The sequence below is a fragment of the Gordonia sp. 852002-51296_SCH5728562-b genome (assembly GCF_001665475.1).
GTDB classification, from domain to species: Bacteria; Actinomycetota; Actinomycetes; order Mycobacteriales; family Mycobacteriaceae; genus Gordonia; species Gordonia sputi.
Window position 1 is genome coordinate 19,428 of record NZ_LZMI01000059.1, and the last position, 17,874, is coordinate 37,301.

The window sequence follows — 17,874 nt, forward strand, 5'->3', positions numbered from 1 at the left end:
GCAGCGAGCAGCCGTAGTCGAAACCACCCCACCCGCCGCGCGGAAGCCCCGCTCAGATCGCGGCGGCGATCTCCTTCGCGGCGTCGGCGCCATAGGCGCCCTCGATCCGAGTGAGCGCGGCGTCGCGGTCCCACGACCAATCCTGCGTCGACACCGTTTCGAGGACCAGTACGGCGACCATCGAACCGACCTGTGCGGCGCGCTCGAAGCCGAGGCCCGCCGACAGCGACGAGAGGAATCCCGCGCGGAAGCCGTCGCCGACGCCGGTCGGGTCGACCTTCTCCGTCTCCGGAACAACGGCCACATGCGTGCGCGTGCCGTCGCGGTCGACAATTTCGACACCGCCGGAACCGAGGGTCGTGACGCGCACGCCGATCAACTCGGCGACCTGCGCCTCCGACAGCCCGGTCTTCTGACGCAGCAGACCCCACTCGTACTCGTTGGTGAACAGGTAGGCGGCGCCGTCGATGAGCTCCCGTGCCTGCTCACCGTCGAGTCGCGCGAGCTGCTGCGACGGGTCGGCGGCGAATGGGATGCCGAGACGTCGACATTCCCTGGTGTGCCGCAGCATCGCTGCCGGATCGTCGGCACCGATCAATACGATCTCGGGTGCACCGACGCGTTCGACGACCCCGCCGAGATCGATCTCGCGCGCCTCACTCATCGCTCCCGCATAGAACGTCGCGAGCTGCGCCATCGTCTCGTCCGTGGTGCACATGAAGCGAGCCGTGTGGTGCGTCTCGGAGATGCGTACTCCGCGGCAGTCGACGCCGTGCGCCTCGAGCCACTGGCGATAGTCGTGAAAGTCCGATCCCACAGAACCGACGAGCACCGGCGACTGCCCCAGCTCGCCCATCGCATACGTGATGTTGCCTGCGACACCGCCGCGTCGGACCACGAGATCCTCGACAAGGAAGCTGAGCGAAATGTGCTCGAGATGATCGGCGAGAATCTGCTCCGAGAACTTCCCCGGGAACTTCATCAGATGATCTGTCGCGATGGAACCACATACAACGATTGCCACGTACTCTCCAAGCCTCTCAGCGTTTGTGATGGCCCGCCGCGCGAGCCGGCGTTTGAGATGGCCCGCCGCGCGAGCCGGCGTTCGAGATGGCCCGCCGCGCGAGCCGACCATGAACCGCATCACACGCTACCGAAAGCCCCGGAAAAGACTGACCGCACCCCGGCGTCGCCGAGGTGCGGTCAGAAATACAGGCGTACTACAGCCGTCAGTTGAACGAGTCGCCGCAGGCGCAGCTACCCGTCGCGTTGGGGTTGTCGATGGTGAAACCCTGCTTCTCGATGGTGTCGACGAAGTCGATCGTGGCGCCCTGCACGTACGGCGAGCTCATCCGGTCGACAGCCAGCTTGACGCCACCGAAGTCTGCGGTGAGGTCGCCGTCGAGCGAGCGGTCGTCGAAGAAGAGCTGGTAGCGCAGGCCTGCGCAGCCTCCGGGCTGCACTGCGATACGCAGCGCCAGGTCGTCACGACCCTCTTGATCGAGCAGCGCCTTGGCCTTGGCGGCTGCAGCGTCGGTCAGGATGACGCCGGTGGTGGTCGCGGTTCCGGATTCGTTCTGAACGGTCATCGATGCTCCTCGTACTGTGATGGTGCCGTTAATGCTCGGCCCCGGTCGTGCTGCCATGTGTCACACAGCTCTGATGTACGCCGCGCTGTGGCAGCGACTCGAACGCGTCGGCTGACGATGCAGGCCTTTTGTTCGTCTGTTGTCAACGGTACCCCCTATGTGCATATTCCCGGAGTGTGCACACACCTGTGGGTCGTCGACCGCAGGCTTTCTCACCCACTCGGGAGCCACGACGCCGCGGCGCGCGCCGCAAGAGCGGTGAGTTGATTTCGTGCGTCGCTCATCGCGAGTTCGACCGATCCCGCCTGGTCGACGATCGAGTGGGCGCCGGCAATCCCGGCCTCGGCGATCTCGTCCGGAGTCAACGCCACCTGACCCGCGAACACGACCGTCGGCGCACCCACCTCGGTTGCCGCGGCATTCAGCGCCGACACGACCTTCCCGCGCAGCGTCTGGGAATCGAACTTTCCCTCACCGGTCAGCACCAGATCCGTACGAGCGATCGCAGTGGCCTGATCGGTCGCCTCTCCCACAACCGTCGCACCGGACACGCGACGCGCACCCAGTGCGAGCAATGCCGCCCCGAGCCCACCAGCGGCCCCGGCTCCCGGCTCACCACTGACGTCACGACCAGCGATCGATGCCAGCACCCGCGACCACTGCGCGAGTCGGTCTTCGAGACGCCCGACGGTCTCGGGGTCCGCACCCTTCTGAGGGCCGAACACAGACGCGGCTCCCAGCGGTCCCAGCAGGGGATTCTCGACGTCGGACGCAGCGATCAGCGCGACGTCGGCGAAACGCTCCGCTGCCCGCGCCGACCCACCCAGGGCGTCGATCAACCCATGGCCGCCGTCGGTCGTGGCACTCCCACCCAGACCAACGACCACTTCGCGGACCCCGGCCTGTAATGCAGCGTCGACGAGCAGCCCGACACCGTAGGTGTCTGCCGACTGCGCGGTGCGCGGCGTCGGCCCACCACCGAGTTGATGCAGGCCGCACGCCTGCGCGCACTCGATGTAGGCGACGAGCCGCTCGGGCTCCCTGTCGTCGAGCAACCACTGTGCCGTGATCGCGGCGCCGAGTGGCCCGACGACCCGTTCGGTCACCGTGCGTCCGAAGCGTGCTGCGAGGACGTCGACGAATCCCGGTCCGCCGTCGGACTGCGGCGCGAGTGTGATCTCGTCGTCGGGCCTGCCCGCCGACCATCCTTCGCCGATGGCGTTCGCGGCCTCGACCGCCGTGAGCGTGTCGCCGAACGAATCCGGCGCTATCAGGACTCGCATCCGCCCCACCTCTGCTCGCTCGACACCCGGGCGTCGACGCAGGTGCTCGCGGTCGTCTCCCACACTCGTCTCCTCGGGCCCATGCCCGGGAAGTATAGGGAGGTCGACGAACCGCGGCAGCGCTAGATCGCCTACCCTCGAAGACGTGAGACTGCCATGGAACAAGGACGACGACACCGCCGACGAGGGCCCCCTGTCGCTCAAAAAAGCGCCGACGACGACCGTCGACGACACGGAGACCGAGTCCGAGACCAAGGGCAGCGCATACACAGCGGGTAAGGGACGCCCGACACCGTCGCGTCGCGAGGCAGAAGGCCGACGACGTGGCCCGGTCGCGCCTCCGCCGACGACCCGCGCCGAGGCACGTGCGCGCAAGAAGCAGCTCAAGAGCTCGATGTCGCGTGAGGATCGTCGCAAACTCAACGACGATCGCCGCAACCAGCGAGCCAAGCAGCGCGAAAAGATGATGGCAGGCGACGAGCGCTACCTGATGCCCCGTGACAAGGGGCCGGTGCGGCGCTACACCCGCGACCTCGTCGACTCGCGACGCAACTTCGCAGGACTGTTCATGCCGTTCGCGGTGGTGCTGATCGTGGTGATGTTCCTGCCGTCGATCGCCGCGTACGCGAACTTCGTATTGCTGGCATTCGTGGTGCTGATGGCCGTCGACGCCGTCATCCTGGGCAGGCTGGTCAACAAGCGCGTCCGTGAGCGCTTCCCCGACACCGACGACACCGGCTTCCGCCTCGGCTGGTACGCCTTCACCCGCGCCATGCAGCTCCGCCGGATGCGCGCACCCAAGCCGCAGGTGTCTGCGGGCGACGAGGTCTGAACCGGCAATGACCACGAGGGGCACCCGCACACTGGTGCTCGGGGGCGTGCGGTCGGGCAAATCGGGGGTCGGCGAGGCACTGCTCGCCGAGCACTCTGAGGTCCGCTACATCGCGACCGGGCCGACACTGACCTCCGATGCGGAGTGGGTCGCGCGAGTCGAGGAACATCGACGACGCCGCGACGAGCGGTACACGACAGTCGAGACCACCGATCTCACCGCCGAGCTGTCGACAACGCCCGATGTCGCCACACTGGTCGACGACCTCGGCAACTGGCTCGCCGCCGACATCGACGCCACCAACGGCTGGGAATCTCCGATCGACCGCTCCGACCGCACGGCGCAACTGTGTGCGGCGATCAGCGACGTCACCTCGGATCTGGTGATCATCAGCCCCGAGGTCGGGCTCGCTCCGGTCCCACCGACCCCCGCCGGCCGCGCATTCCAGGACGAACTGGGCGCAGTGAACTCGGCCGTGGCAGCCGTCTGCGATCGCGTCCTGCTCGTCGTAGCCGGCCGCGTCGTCGAACTCCCAGCTGAATTCCCAGCTGGACTCCCCTCCCCCGTTGCTCAGAAGGCACAGCAGGAAGCGGCACCAGCGGCGGCAACACAGAAACCGGCAGCGACACCGGACGTCGCACCGGCAGCAGCAGTGCTCGCACCGGCAGCCGCAGATACGCCACCGACGGCCCCCGAAACCACACCGGCGGCATCCGGCAACGTTCCGGAGACCAGCGACATCGTCGCGACCGACGCCGAGGTCTTCGACCACATCGACCGTCCCGACGAGTCCGTCGCGCAGGCGGCACGCGAGCGTCAGCTCACGTTGACCAAGCCCGCAGGTTCGCTCGGCAGGCTCGAAGACCTCAGCGTGTGGATCGCCGCATGCCAGGGCGTGTGTCCGCCCCGCTCGATCGAGCAGGCGAACGTGGTGGTGTTCGCGGGCGATCACGGTGTGGCGCAGGCGGGCGTCTCCGCCTACCCACCCGAGGTGACCGCCCAGATGGTCGCCAACATCGCCTCAGGTGGGGCCGCGGTCAACGTCCTCGCCCGCCAAAGTGGCGCGACGGTGCAGGTCGTCGACATGTCGGTCGACGCCGACACCGCACCCGGGGTCTCGCGCTACAAGGTACGACGCAGCAGCGGCGACCTCCGAGCCACCGATGCGCTGACCATCGCGGAGGCTCGCAAGGCCATCGCGGCGGGACGCGCAATCGTCGACGACTTGGTCGACTCTGGCGCCGACCTTCTCATCGCGGGTGAGATGGGCATCGGAAACACCACTCCCGCAGCGGTTCTCGTCGGTACCCTGACCCGTCACGAGCCCGTCGAAGTCGTCGGCCGTGGCACCGGCATCGACGACTCCGGCTGGATGCGAAAGACCGCAGCCATCCGTGACGGCATGCGACGCGGCCGACGCTACATCCACGATCCCCTCGCACTCGTCGCGGCCGTCGGCGGCGCCGACATCGCCGCGATGGCCGGGTTCCTGGCCCAGGCCGCCGTGCGTCGCACACCGGTGATCCTCGACGGTGTGGTGGTCACGGCGGCGGCACTCGTCGCGGCCGAACTGGCGCCCGGCGCCGTGAGCTGGTGGGTTGCCGGTCACCGGTCGGTCGAACCCGCGCACACCTTCGCGCTCGAACACCTCGACCTCGAGCCCATCCTCGACCTGCGGATGCGCCTCGGCGAAGGCAGCGGCGCACTGATGGCGCTGCCCGTCGTCTCCTCGTCTGTGGAGATCCTGCGGGGCATGTCGACGTTCGACGAGGCGGGAATCAGCGATTCCGACTCGTCAGCGGCCCTGACCACCAGCGACGCGGGGGTCTGACCCGGGCGTGGGCGGCAGGATATCGCCGGCCGACGCACTCGCGGGCGCGTTCTCATGGCTGACTGTCGTGCCGATCCCATTGCGCAACAACACTTTTAATCGACGATTCGGTGGCGCCTCGATCGCCGCGGTCCCGGTTGTCGGCCTCGCCCTCGGCGCTCTTGTCGCTGTCGTGGCGTGGGCACTGAGCCTGACCGACCTCTCCACCGCCTTGATCGGCATTCTGCTCGTCGTCGTCCTCGGTGTCGGGACACGGGGCATGCATCTCGACGGCTTGGCCGACACTGCGGATGGCCTCGGATGCTACGGCCCGCCCGACCGGGTCGCCGAGGTGATGCACAGCGGCTCAGCGGGGCCGTTCGGGGTTGCGACGATCGCGGCAGTGATGATCATCGACACCGCGGGATTCGCTGCGCTAGGCGGTGATTCACGATGGCTTGCGATCGCCGCAGCGGTGTTCGTCGGACGCGTGGCCGTCGTGATCGCCTGTCGACGGTCACTTCCGCCGGCACATTCCACCGGGTTCGGCGCACTCGTCGCGGGCACCCAACGGGCATCGGTCGTCGTGTGGTCGGTGTCGGCGATCGTCGCGATGGTGTTCGCGGGCGGTTGGCAGTCGCTGTCACCCAACGGATTCGACGTCGGATCGGCGTTGCGTGCGGCCATCACCGCCGTGATCGTACTGGGCTTCGCATGGTTGTTCACCCGGCACTGCGCGCGCCGCATGGGCGGGATCAACGGCGACGTCCTCGGCGCGGTGATCGAGCTGTCGACAGCCATAGCCCTTGTGGGACTACTGATCTGACGTCGGAGTCCGCCCCGCTACCGACCCGGCGGATTCTGACCCGGATACACCGCGGGCCCCCGAAACCTGAGTGTCGGGGGCCCATCGGATGTCTGCATCACACCGGATCTGGATCAGGCCGGGTACAGGGTCGTCATCCATCCGTGGGTGTCGGCGAACGTACCGCGCTGGATGCCGGTGAGTGTGTCGCGAAGCGCCTGCGTGACCTCACCGGTGGTGCCGTTGCCGATCGTGTAGTCGTCGGTCTCGCTCTTCACGTGGCCGACCGGCGTGATGACCGCAGCGGTACCGCACGCGAAGACCTCGGTGATGTCGCCCGACGTGACGCCCTTGCGGAGTTCCTCGGTGGAGATGCGTCGTTCCTCGACGGAGAACCCGGCGTCGATCGCAAGGGTGAGCAGCGATTCACGCGTGATACCCGGCAGCAACGAACCGGACAGTTCCGGGGTGACCAACCGCGCGTCGGCTCCCGAACCGAACACGAAGAACAGGTTCATGCCGCCCATCTCCTCGATGAAGCGACGCTCCACCGCGTCGAGCCAGACCACCTGGTCGCAGCCCTGCGCGGTGGCCTGCGCCTGCGCCAGGAAGGCCGCGGCGTAGTTGCCGCCGCACTTCGCGGCGCCGGTGCCACCGGGTGCTGCGCGGACGTATTCGGTCGACAGCCACACGCTCACCGGCTTGATCCCGCCGGAGAAGTAGGCGCCCGCGGGCGAGCCGATCACCGAGTAGACATACTGCGACGACGGAGCGTTGACTCCAAGCCCCGCCTGCGAGGCGAACATGAACGGGCGCAGGTACAGCGATTCCTCGCCGCCGGCGGGCGGAACCCATGCGTTGTCGGCGTCCAACAGCGCGCGCAGCGATTCGATGAAGTCGTCGACCGGCAGTGGCGGCATCGCGAGGCGCTCAGCGGAACGCTGCAGCCGCAGGGCGTTGGCCTCAGGACGGAACGCGGCGATCGAACCGTCGGGCTGCCGGTACGCCTTCAGACCCTCGAAGACTTCCTGTCCGTAATGCAGAACCATCGCCGACGGATCGAGCGCGATCGGTCCGTAGGGCGTGACCTTCGCACTGTGCCAACCGCGATCTACGTCGTAGTCCACCAGCACCATGTTGTCGGTGAAGTACTTGCCGAATCCCGGCGCGGAGAGGATCTCCGCCCGACGGGATTCCGACACCGGATGGGGATGCTCGGTACGGGTGAACTGCAAGGTCATTGGCCTATGGTAACGCCGCGAGGAAAAGCAACCCTCACCGACCACCCACGCTGATCGAGACGCCCCACCCGCTGATCGAGCTTGTCGAGATCACCCGCTGATCGAGCCCGTCGAGATCGCCCGCTGATCGAGCCTGTCGAGATCACCCGCTGATCGACGCCCCACCGCTGATCGACGCCCCACCGCTGATCGAGCTTGTCGAGATCACACGTGCGACTCGACGAACGGCGGGATCACCACCTCGCAGGTCAGCTCACGCCCGCGGACGTCGATCACGACCTCCGCACCTTTCTTGATGCCCGACGCCGTGTCGATCAGCGCGAGCGCGATGCCCTGCTTGAGGGTCGGAGAGAACGTCCCGGAGGTCGTCTCGCCGACAGTCTCGCCGCCCGGCCCGGCCAGCACCGTCAGTCCCGCGCGCGGAACGCCGCGGCCGGTGGCCTTGAGTCCGTAGAGACGCCGGGCAGGTCCGGCCTCCTTCTCCGCCACGAGGGCGTCGCGACCGAAGAACGCGGGCTTGCCCCACCCGACCGCCCATCCGCTGCGTGCCTGGTTGGGCGTGATCTGCTCGGTGAGTTCGTGACCGTGCAGCGCGTAGCCCATCTCCGTGCGCAGGGTGTCGCGAGCACCGAGTCCGGCGGGCTGGCCCCCGGCGTTGGTCACCTCGGTCAGCAGCGCGTCGAAGACGGGCCCGGCATCGCTCCATCGCGGGAGGATCTCGTACCCACGCTCGCCGGTGTATCCGGTACGGCACACTCGCACCGGATACGACGCATCGTCGGTCTTGAGATCGGCGTCCGCGTACGCCATGTACTCCATGTCGGTCGGAAGACCAACGGCGGCAAGCACATCGGGGCTCTTCGGTCCCTGGACGGCAAAGACCGCGTAGTCACGATGCGCGTCGATGATCTCGATACCGTCGGGCGCGACGGCCTGCAGCGCGGCGACGACCTTCGCGGTGTTCGCGGCGTTGGGAACCAGGAACACTTCGTCGTCGGAGACGAGGTAGGCGATGAGGTCGTCGACCACTCCCCCGGACTCGTTGCAGCACAGTGTGTACTGCGCCTTGCCCGCGTGGATCTTCCCGAGGTCGTTCGTGAGTGTCGAGTTGACGAAATCTGCTGCGCCAGAACCCTTCACGAGCGCCTTGCCGAGATGACTGACATCGAAGATCCCGACGGCCTCGCGAACGGCGTTGTGTTCCGCGACGGTGCCCGCATATGAGACGGGCATGTGCCATCCACCGAATTCGGCGAAGGTGGCACCGAGTGCGTAGTGGCGGTCGGCGATGGGTCCGGCGAGCAATTCGGTCATGCGGGCAGATTACCGATCCACGTCGAGCCCGCGCACCTCGCACGACACGACGGCCGACTCAAGGGACGCCATAGCCCTGCACGCCCTCGACCGTCCGCAGATCGAAGTGGTCGACCGTGATCCCCTGCGCTTCGGCACCGCCCACCGTCGTCACGACGTTGCCGTCACGCGCGACGACGATGTTCGTGTGCTGGCGAAAGTGACTGGGCTTGTCGTAGAGCACGATGTCGCCCGCGGCGGGCACCCGCGAGGCCGGACGCCACCGCCCGCTCGCGTGCAGATAATCGGTCAGCGTCGCGACGCCAGGGATTCGCCATGATCCGGAGTTCGGATTGTCAAACGGCACACCGGCTTTGCGCATCACGGTGCTGACGAAGTCGGCGCACCACGATTCGTCGACTCCCTCGGAGTACGTCGTGCCCGCCGCGTTGCGGTCGTACTCGGAGTGCACGACGTCGACGATCCGCGCGCGCACCGGATCCGCTCCGCTGGTGTCGACCGTGGGGAACGCCTGCCGTGACGAACCCACGCCGACCTTCGCGTCGGCACGCGAGAGCGGATCGTCGTCGCCAGAAGCGGCGCGTAGTCCGACCACCGCCCCGGCAGCGATCACCACCACGACCACCGCCCCGGCAGCGATCACCACCACGACCACCGCGACGAACCACCATCGACGACGACGTGTGGCAACCCCGGCCGTCGCGCGCTGCCCGGTGCGCCTCGTCGTACCCACGCTCATCGGGTCACTCTAAGCAGGGTTGCCGGTGTCGGACCCGCTCTGGGGAGATCGTGTCGGTCCGCGGAATGACGTGGCAGAGTTGAGCGGGTGAGTAAGAACGAGAGCGTCGACCGGACACGCGGTCCCAAGATCCAACTGGCAACCTCCCTCGACAAGAACGACGAGGTGCTCGTCATCGGGCTCGTATCACCCGAGAGTCCCAACCCCGAGGACCCGAACTCCAAAAACACAGACTCCAAGGACACTGACTCCGACGCGGCGCCCACCCTGTTCATCGGCGACGGGCTCCTCGACGACGCGCAGGCGTCGGCCGTCAGCGATGCGCTCGTCGCGGTCGGCGCCAGCGGCGCACACGGTGATGTGGCCACCGTTCCCGCACCTGAGTCGCTCGGCGTCGACGCCGTGGTGGCCGTCGGCCTCGGCTCGTCCGACGACGTCGAGAATCCCGAGAAGCTCCGCCAGGCCGCGGGCATCGTGGCCCGTGCACTGAACGGTCGCGAGCGAGTCGCCACCACTCTCGCCGCCGGAGGCATCGAGCCCGTTGCCGAGGGCTTCTTCCTCGGCGCATACCGGTTCGACGAATTCCGTTCCGCCAAAACGCTTCTCAAAAAGACTCCGCCGACCACGGTGCGCCTGCTCGTCGAGAACACCGGCAAAACCGCCACCGCGCAACTCGACCACGCCGTCGCCGTCGCTGATGCCACCGCGATCGCCCGCGACTTCGTCAACACCCCGCCGAGCCACCTCTACCCGGAAGAGTTCGCCGAGCGCGCACGCTATCTCGGTAGCAAAGTCGGCTTGAAGGTCGAGATCCTCGACGACACGGAGCTGGAGAAGGGCGGGTACGGCGGCATCATAGGCGTCGGCAAGGGCAGTTCACGCCTGCCGCGACTGGTCCGGCTGACGCACACGGGAAAGAAGGACGCCAAAAAGGTGGCCCTCGTCGGCAAGGGGATCACCTTCGACACCGGCGGCATCTCGATCAAACCCGCAGCCAACATGGATCACATGACCTCCGACATGGGAGGTGCCGCCGCCGTCATCGCGGCCACCATCCTGGCCGCTCGCCTCGACGTCGACGTCTCGGTCACTGCGACCGTGCCGATGGCCGAGAACATGCCGTCGGGTACCGCGCAGCGCCCCGGCGACGTACTCACCCAGTACGGCGGAACCACCGTCGAGGTCTTGAACACCGACGCCGAGGGCCGCCTGGTCCTTGCCGACGCGATCGTGCGCGCATGCGAGGACGAACCCGACTACCTCATCGACACCGCGACGCTCACCGGCGCCCAGATGGTCGCACTCGGGGCACGTACACCGGGTGTGATGGGCACCGAGGAGTTCCGCGACCGCGTCGCCGAACTCTCGCAGGAAGTCGGCGAGAACGCGTGGCCGATGCCGCTCGCCGCGGAGCTACGCGCCGACCTGAAGTCGCGAGTGGCCGACCTCGCCAACGTCACCAACCACCGCAACGGCGGCATGCTCGCCGCGGGCCTGTACCTGAAGGAGTTCGTCGCCGACGGCGTGCAGTGGGCCCACATCGACGTCGCCGGACCGGCTTTCAACTCCGGAGCACCGTGGGGTTACACCCCCAAGGGCGGAACCGGCGTCCCGGTCCGCACCATCGCGCGCGTGATCGAGGACATCGCCGAGAACGGCTGAGCGCACCCCTATCCGCCACCGTCCCCGACTCGCCAACGCAGTTGCGTCGACACGCCACATGGCGCGGGCCGGTGGCGGGTAGGGTTTAGCGCGTGGGCATCGGCCACCCGCCGACGCCCGTGTCCCGGAGGCGCACACACCACCGCGACAGACCACACATAACCCAGACACGTATGTCGAGTCGAGGAGTCAACAACGATGGCCTTCTCCGTCCAGATGCCAGCCCTTGGTGAAAGCGTCACCGAAGGAACAGTCACGCGGTGGCTGAAGGAGGAGGGAGACACCGTCGAGGCCGACGAGCCATTGCTCGAAGTCTCCACCGACAAGGTCGACACGGAAATCCCCGCTCCGACATCAGGTGTGCTGACGAAGATCGTCGCCCATGAAGACGACGTCGTCGAGATCGGCGGCGAACTGGCAGTCATCGGCGAAGCGGGCGAAGAAGCACCGTCGGATGATTCCGATTCGTCGGGCGATTCCGATTCGGCTGCCGGCACCGAGCCCGAGCAGGCCGCAGAACCAGAGCAGGAGCCCGAGGCGCCGTCAACCGACGCCGACGCCCCCGCCGAGAAGCCCGTCGCGCAGGCGGCGCCGAGCGGATCGACATCCGGAACCGATGTCCTCATGCCGGAGCTCGGTGAGTCGGTCACCGAAGGCACCGTCACCAACTGGCTCAAGCAGGTCGGCGACGAGGTCGCCGAAGATGAGCCGCTTCTCGAGGTCTCCACCGACAAGGTCGACACCGAGATCCCATCTCCTGTCGCGGGCACACTGATCGAGATCGTCGCCAACGAAGACGATGTCGTCGAGATCGGCGGCAAGCTCGCGGTCATCGGCGACAAGTCCGCGGCCGGCGCAACTCCCGAGCCCGAACCCGAGCCGGAGTCCGAGCCCGCCAAGGCAGAGTCCGAGCCCCAACCGGAGCCAGAGCCCGAAAAGGCTGCTCCGGAACCCGAGCCCGCCAAGGCCAGCACCGCCCCCGCGGCCAAGGAACCCTCCGATCCACCGACCGTCGAATCCACGCCGTACGTGACCCCACTGGTCCGTAAGTTGGCCTCCGACAACGACATCGACCTCAACTCCATCAAGGGCACCGGTGTCGGAGGCCGTATCCGCAAGCAGGACGTGCTCGCGGCGGCAGAGGCCAAGAAGGCTCCCGCACCCGCTGCTGCTCCTGCCGCGTCGTCGACGCCGGCTGCTGCCGCGGCGTCGAGCCCGTCGGGCCACGGACCCGAGGTCCGCCCCGAGCTCGCCAAGCTGCGTGGAACCACGCAGAAGATCAACCGCATCCGGCAGATCACGGCGAAGAAGACGCGCGAGTCCCTACAGGAGAGCGCACAGCTGACCCAGGTCTTCGAGATCGACATGTCGAAGGTCGCGACCCTGCGCAAGGCTGCCAAGGAGTCGTTCAAGGCGGCCGAGGGTGTGAACCTCACCTACCTGCCGTTCATCGCGAAGGCCGTCGTCGAGGCGCTCAAGGCGCACCCGAACGTCAACGCGTCGATCGACGAGGAGAAGAAGGAGATCACCTACTACGACAAGGTGCATCTCGGAATCGCCGTCGACACCGAGAACGGACTGCTGTCCCCGGTGATCCACAACGCCGACGACCTCTCGCTCGCCGGTTTGGCGCGTGCCATTGCCGACATCGCGGCACGCGCTCGCTCGAACGGCCTCAAGCCCGACGAGCTCGCGGGTGGCACGTTCACCATCACCAACATCGGCAGCCAGGGCGCGCTCTTCGACACACCGATCCTCGTTCCGCCGCAGGCAGCGATGCTCGGCACGGGCGCGATCGTCAAGCGTCCGGTCGTGATCACCGGCGACGACGGTTCGGAGTCGATCGCGGTCCGCTCGATGTCGTTCTTCCCGCTGACCTACGATCACCGCCTCATCGACGGCGCCGACGCGGGCCGCTTCCTGACGACCATCAAGAAGCGCCTCGAAGAGGGCGAGTTCGCAGCGGAACTCGGGCTGTAAGGCTCGCATGCTGATTGCCGTCGCGGGTTCCCACGGGCTGATCGGTTCGGCTCTGGTCACCTCGCTGACCGATGCCGGCCACACTGTCCGACGCCTGGTTCGTCACGAACCACTGTCCGACGACGAATTCGGTTGGGACCCCGAGACTCTCGGGGTTCCGGCCGAAGCCCTCGACGGTGTCGACGCCGTGGTCAGTCTCGGCGGGGTCGGGGTGGGCAACCAGTTGTGGACGGGTCGGTTCAAACAGGAGCTGCGCGACACCCGGATCACTCCGACCGAGGTGATCGCCGAAGCCGTGCGGAAGGCGGGAGTCCCCACCTTTCTCAGCGCCAGTGCGTCGGGCTACTACGGCGACACCGGCGAACACGAGGCGATCGAGTCCGACGGCCCGGGAAGCGGTTTCCTCGCCGACCTCGTCGTCGACTGGGAGGACGCAGCGGTGCGCAACGCGGGCGAGAACACTCGCGTCGTGTTGTTGCGCACAGCTCCGGTGCTCTCCGGCTCCGGCGGGCTGCTCGGCAAGCTGCGGCCTCTGTTCAAGCTCGGCCTCGGCGGCACCATCGGGAGTGGGCGCCAATACTTTTCGTGGATCACGCTTGTCGACGAGATCCGCGCCATCGAGTTTCTCCTCTCGTCGACGATCAGTGGACCGGTGAACCTCGCGGCTCCCGGCGCAGTACCGTTCGCCGACTTCGTGTCGGCGTTCGGTCGGGCCGTGCACCGTCCGACACTCGCGCGAGTGCCCGGTTTTGCCGCGAAGTTCGTGGGCGGCGAGATGGCGCAGGAAATGATTCTGTTCAGTCAGCGCGTTGCACCAGGAGTGCTCAGCGACAACGACTTCACCTTCACCCACCCGGACATCGACTCCGGACTGGCCTACGCGAATCGGTAGGGCTCCCCATGCCACGCGAATCCATCCGTACGGATTCTGAGACTCCTTTCGAGGTACGCACCCTCGGCGTTGTCGACTATCAGGACGCGTACGAGACCCAACACGCCCTCGCTGCCGAGCGTGCCGACGGCACGCTCGGCAGCGATCTCCTCCTGCTACTCGAACACCCCTCCACGTACACGGCGGGCAAACGCACCGAGCCGTCCGACCTGCCGACGAACGGCGCGAGCGTCGTCGACGTCGACCGCGGTGGACGCATCACCTGGCACGGCCCCGGCCAGCTCGTGGGCTACCCGATCGTCGCTCTCGCGCAGCCGCTCGACGTCGTCGACTACGTACGACGCATCGAGTCGGCGCTGATCGCGGTCTGTGCGCGGTTCGGCGTCACCGCCGGACGCGTCGACGGCCGGTCGGGAGTGTGGGTCAGCGACGACGCGGGCGAACGCAAACTCGGCCAGATCGGTATCCGCGTGGCGCGCGGAATCACTCTGCACGGGTTCGCACTCAACGTGAACCCCGACATGAGCGCATTCGACGCCATCGTCCCCTGCGGCATCGCCGACGCCGGCGTCACCTCGCTCGCGCTGGAAGCGGGCCACGAGATCACCGTCGACGAAGTGCTCGTCGACGTCGTCGACGCGGTGCGCTCGGCGTTCGACCACCGCGACGTCGGCGCCGATGTGATCGGTGTAACGGACCCGCAGTCGACCGTCGAGCCGGGCGTAGCATCGGTGCGGTGACCGTGTCTGATTCACAAGCCTCCACTCCCACCGCCCCCGTCGGCCGCAAGCTGCTGCGTCTCGAGGTCCGCAACGCGCAGACCCCGATCGAACGCAAACCCAAGTGGATCAAGACGCGCGCGACGATGGGCCCCGAATATTCGGAGCTCAAGGGACTCGTGAAACGCGAAGGGCTGCACACGGTCTGCGAAGAAGCGGGATGCCCCAACATCTACGAGTGCTGGGAAGACCGCGAGGCCACCTTCCTGATCGGTGGCGAACAGTGCACCCGACGCTGCGACTTCTGCCAGATCGACACCGGTAAGCCGGCAGAACTCGACCGCGACGAACCCCGCCGCGTTGCCGAGAGTGTGCAGGCGATGGGTCTGCGGTACTCGACGATAACCGGCGTCGCACGCGACGACCTCCCCGACGAGGGCGCCTGGCTCTACGCCGAGACCGTGCGAGCCATCCACCGCCTCAACCCCGGCACCGGCGTCGAGAACCTGATCCCCGATTTCCACGCCAAGCCCGAGCTCCTCGACGAGGTATTCGACGCACGTCCCGAGGTGCTGGCACACAATCTCGAGACCGTCCCCCGCATCTTCAAGCGCATCCGGCCCGCGTTCCGGTACGAGCGCTCCCTCGACGTCCTCACCCAGGCTCGCGATTTCGGGCTCGTCACCAAGTCGAATCTGATCCTCGGCATGGGCGAGACGCCCGAAGAGGTCCGCGAGTCCATCGTCGACTTACACGAGGCGGGCTGCGACATCCTCACCATCACGCAGTACCTGCGCCCCTCGCCGCGGCACCATCCCGTCGAGCGGTGGGTGAAGCCGGAGGAGTTCGTCGAGCATTCCGACTTCGCGCGCGAGGTCGGATTCGCCGGTGTTATGGCCGGACCGCTGGTTCGCTCGTCGTACCGCGCCGGACGTCTCTACGCGCAGGCGATGGCTCACCACGGCCGCGAAATCCCCGCCGCAATGGCTCATCTCGCCACCGAGGGGTCGGCGAGCCAGGAAGCGTCGAGCGTCCTCTCCCGCCTCGCGCACTGATTTCCGACGAGCGCCCACCCCGTCAGCGCCGCAAACGCCGACGCCTGAGTGCTCGGCCAACCCCCGGCGTGCCGGTCGGTGGTCGGACGTATCCTAGAGGGCATGGCAAAGGCGTCTGCAGCAAGCAAAGAGGAAAAGGCCGCGGCGAAAAAGGCTCGTCGTAAGGCCTCGCGCGAGCGTTACACGCAGCTCTGGCAGGCGTTCCAGATGCAGCGTAAAGAAGACAAGCGGCTCATCCCGTACATGGTCGGCGTCTTCCTACTGGTCGTCGCGGTGTTCGTCGTTCTCGGTCTCGTGCTTGGTAGCCCGTGGCTGTTCATCCCGGTCGGCGTCATCCTCGGACTGCTCGCCGCGTTCGTGCTGTTCGGGCGTCGTGTCCAGAAGACCGTGTACACGCGTGCCGAGGGACAACCCGGCGCGGCCGGTTGGGCGTTGGGCAACATGCGCGGACAGTGGCGGGTCAGCCAGGCCGTCGCGGGCACCAGCCATCTCGACGCCGTGCATCGCGTAATCGGCAAGCCCGGCGTGATCCTGGTCGCCGAGGGTTCTCCCACACGGGTGCGCTCGCTGCTGGCACAGGAGAAGAAGAAGGCTGCACGCGTCGTCGGCGACACCCCCATCTACGAGGTGTACGTCGGCAACGACGACGACCAGGTACCGCTTTCCAAGCTCGAACGCCACCTCAACAAGCTGCCCCGCAACATCGACGGCAAGCGCATCGACGCCCTCGAAGGGCGGCTCAGCGCGTTGAGCAGCCGCGGCTCCGGACCCGCGATGCCGAAGGGTCCGCTGCCCGCGAACGCGAAGACGCGCAGCATGCAGCGCACCGCGCGTCGTCGTAGCTGAGGCGGTCCGCACCACCATGCGTGAATTCAGAGAAGCCGTCGAGCGCGGCGACGAGGCCGCGATGGCCGCATGCCTCGCCGACGACGTCGTCTTCACCAGCCCGGTCGCCTTCACCCCCTACGAGGGAAAGGCCATCACAGCGGCGATTCTGCGCGGTGTGATGCGGGTCTTCGAAGACTTTCATTATGTGCGGGAGATCGGCGCTCCCGACGGGCGCGACCATGCACTGCTGTTCGAGGCAAAGGTGTCGGGCAAGACCGTGTTCGGTTGCGACTTCTTCCGCCTCGACGACGACGGTAGAATCGTCGACTTCACGGTGATGGTGCGGCCACTGTCAGCGGCGGTCGCACTGTCCGAGGCGATGGGTGCCCAGTTCGATCGGATTCGCACAGAGGCGATGGCAGAGCTCAGCGGGTCCTGATCATTGCGGTGCCGGTCGCGCGATCATGCAGCGCGCGGCCGTTGTAGTCGTTCATGAGCGCGGGCACGATGAACACGATGAGCACCTGGCGCGCCAGCGCACGGATCGGGCCCACGGCCGCGAAGTGCTCGGAGCCGCTGACCTCCGCCGAGGTGCGATCGGGGCCGTAGTCGACGCGTGCCACCCGCGTACCCACGGCGAATTGCCCCGGCGTGAAGCCGAACAACGTCACGGTGACGACACCGACGACAAACCACACCGCCAGGATGACCGTGCCCATGTCGGGTGAACCGAAGCGGACGAACAACAACGAGAGTCCACCGGCGATCAGCCAGTCGACCATCAATCCGGCGACGCGATGCCAGCCACCCGCGAGCGAACCCGGACCGGTCTCGGGAAGCCCGAGGTCGGCGCCACGGTATTCGACGTCGACGTCCTGGCCGGCCTGCGGCCCCGACAGCCATGATCCGGTAGCGCGACCCATCGCAGGCACCCTCTCTCCTCGTCCGCGACGGGGTGAACCCCGCCGGAATGTACGCCCGACGAGCGGTGCAGCGCGCTCGTCTCTGCACGTCAGTGTATGCCCCGCACAGGAGGGCACCGGCAGCCCCGCACACGACGGCACCGGCGCTCATCGTCGAGCATCGGTACGCATCGTCGACGAGTGGTCAGATTCACCACGCGCG

17 protein-coding genes are annotated in these 17,874 nt (G+C 67.2%); 10 read left to right on the plus strand and 7 right to left on the minus strand.

Going from position 1 to position 17,874, the window contains the following annotated elements:
* Positions 1 to 52: 52 nt before the first annotated feature.
* The 3 genes from A5766_RS10165 to A5766_RS10175 form a co-directional block, all read right to left on the minus strand.
* Positions 53 to 1,024, minus strand: coding sequence for a carbohydrate kinase family protein (locus A5766_RS10165; RefSeq protein WP_197501409.1), 972 nt, complete (start codon positions 1,022 to 1,024; stop codon positions 53 to 55).
* Between the two features lie 205 nt (positions 1,025 to 1,229).
* Positions 1,230 to 1,589 (minus strand): HesB/IscA family protein, encoded by a 360-nt coding sequence (locus A5766_RS10170; RefSeq protein ID WP_005209017.1) that lies wholly within the window; start codon positions 1,587 to 1,589, stop codon positions 1,230 to 1,232.
* Positions 1,590 to 1,801: 212 nt separating this feature from the next.
* Complete coding sequence (locus tag A5766_RS10175; RefSeq protein ID WP_064904576.1) at positions 1,802 to 2,872, minus strand: glycerate kinase family protein; 1,071 nt, start codon at positions 2,870 to 2,872, stop codon at positions 1,802 to 1,804.
* 145 nt (positions 2,873 to 3,017) lie between these two features.
* Here A5766_RS10175 and A5766_RS10180 point away from each other — a divergent pair, with 145 nt between their 5' ends.
* From A5766_RS10180 to A5766_RS10190, 3 genes are read left to right on the plus strand one after another with little or no spacing between them, the layout of a single operon-like run.
* A complete protein-coding gene (locus A5766_RS10180; RefSeq protein WP_064904578.1) occupies positions 3,018 to 3,704 on the plus strand; it encodes a DUF3043 domain-containing protein in 687 nt (228 codons plus the stop codon).
* Positions 3,705 to 3,711: 7 nt separating this feature from the next.
* Positions 3,712 to 5,535, plus strand: a complete 1,824-nt coding sequence (gene cobT, locus A5766_RS10185; RefSeq protein ID WP_064904580.1) for a nicotinate-nucleotide--dimethylbenzimidazole phosphoribosyltransferase — start codon at positions 3,712 to 3,714, stop codon at positions 5,533 to 5,535.
* Between the two features lie 7 nt (positions 5,536 to 5,542).
* Positions 5,543 to 6,340, plus strand: coding sequence for an adenosylcobinamide-GDP ribazoletransferase (locus tag A5766_RS10190; RefSeq protein ID WP_197501412.1), 798 nt, complete (start codon positions 5,543 to 5,545; stop codon positions 6,338 to 6,340).
* A gap of 113 nt (positions 6,341 to 6,453) precedes the next feature.
* On the opposite strand, the gene A5766_RS10195 is transcribed toward A5766_RS10190, so the two are convergent.
* The 3 genes from A5766_RS10195 to A5766_RS10205 all read right to left on the minus strand — a co-directional run bounded on the left by A5766_RS10195 (position 6,454) and on the right by A5766_RS10205 (position 9,613).
* Entirely contained in the window at positions 6,454 to 7,560 is a 1,107-nt protein-coding gene (locus tag A5766_RS10195) for a branched-chain amino acid aminotransferase (protein ID WP_064904581.1), read from the minus strand.
* A gap of 204 nt (positions 7,561 to 7,764) precedes the next feature.
* Entirely contained in the window at positions 7,765 to 8,874 is a 1,110-nt protein-coding gene (gcvT, locus tag A5766_RS10200; RefSeq protein ID WP_064861432.1) for a glycine cleavage system aminomethyltransferase GcvT, read from the minus strand.
* A 58-nt stretch (positions 8,875 to 8,932) separates the two neighbouring features.
* Positions 8,933 to 9,613: a CHAP domain-containing protein gene (locus tag A5766_RS10205; RefSeq protein ID WP_442902956.1), complete on the minus strand. Its 681-nt coding sequence runs from the start codon at positions 9,611 to 9,613 to the stop codon at positions 8,933 to 8,935.
* Positions 9,614 to 9,700: 87 nt separating this feature from the next.
* On the opposite strand from A5766_RS10205, the gene A5766_RS10210 reads away from it, so the two are divergent.
* From A5766_RS10210 to A5766_RS10240, 7 genes are all read left to right on the plus strand, one after another.
* Positions 9,701 to 11,275 (plus strand): leucyl aminopeptidase, encoded by a 1,575-nt coding sequence (locus A5766_RS10210; RefSeq protein ID WP_064904584.1) that lies wholly within the window; start codon positions 9,701 to 9,703, stop codon positions 11,273 to 11,275.
* Between the two features lie 198 nt (positions 11,276 to 11,473).
* Complete coding sequence (gene sucB / locus A5766_RS10215) at positions 11,474 to 13,255, plus strand: 2-oxoglutarate dehydrogenase, E2 component, dihydrolipoamide succinyltransferase (protein WP_064904586.1); 1,782 nt, start codon at positions 11,474 to 11,476, stop codon at positions 13,253 to 13,255.
* 7 nt (positions 13,256 to 13,262) lie between these two features.
* A complete protein-coding gene (locus tag A5766_RS10220) occupies positions 13,263 to 14,147 on the plus strand; it encodes a TIGR01777 family oxidoreductase (protein WP_064904588.1) in 885 nt (294 codons plus the stop codon).
* Positions 14,148 to 14,155: 8 nt separating this feature from the next.
* Positions 14,156 to 14,887 (plus strand): lipoyl(octanoyl) transferase LipB, encoded by a 732-nt coding sequence (lipB, locus tag A5766_RS10225; RefSeq protein ID WP_064904590.1) that lies wholly within the window; start codon positions 14,156 to 14,158, stop codon positions 14,885 to 14,887.
* Positions 14,884 to 15,921 carry a lipoyl synthase gene (gene lipA / locus A5766_RS10230; protein ID WP_064904591.1) on the plus strand — a complete coding sequence of 346 codons (1,038 nt, stop codon included), beginning with the start codon at positions 14,884 to 14,886 and terminating at the stop codon, positions 15,919 to 15,921. The genes lipB and lipA overlap by 4 nt, the downstream gene beginning before the upstream one ends.
* A gap of 102 nt (positions 15,922 to 16,023) precedes the next feature.
* Positions 16,024 to 16,767, plus strand: coding sequence for a DUF4191 domain-containing protein (locus A5766_RS10235; RefSeq protein WP_005206465.1), 744 nt, complete (start codon positions 16,024 to 16,026; stop codon positions 16,765 to 16,767).
* A 16-nt stretch (positions 16,768 to 16,783) separates the two neighbouring features.
* Positions 16,784 to 17,188, plus strand: a complete 405-nt coding sequence (locus tag A5766_RS10240) for a nuclear transport factor 2 family protein (protein ID WP_064904593.1) — start codon at positions 16,784 to 16,786, stop codon at positions 17,186 to 17,188.
* Here the strand turns inward: A5766_RS10240 and A5766_RS10245 are convergent.
* Positions 17,175 to 17,672 carry a transporter gene (locus tag A5766_RS10245; RefSeq protein WP_039855816.1) on the minus strand — a complete coding sequence of 166 codons (498 nt, stop codon included), beginning with the start codon at positions 17,670 to 17,672 and terminating at the stop codon, positions 17,175 to 17,177. The two genes, A5766_RS10240 and A5766_RS10245, sit on opposite strands and share 14 nt — an antisense overlap.
* Between the last annotated feature and the right edge of the window lie 202 nt (positions 17,673 to 17,874).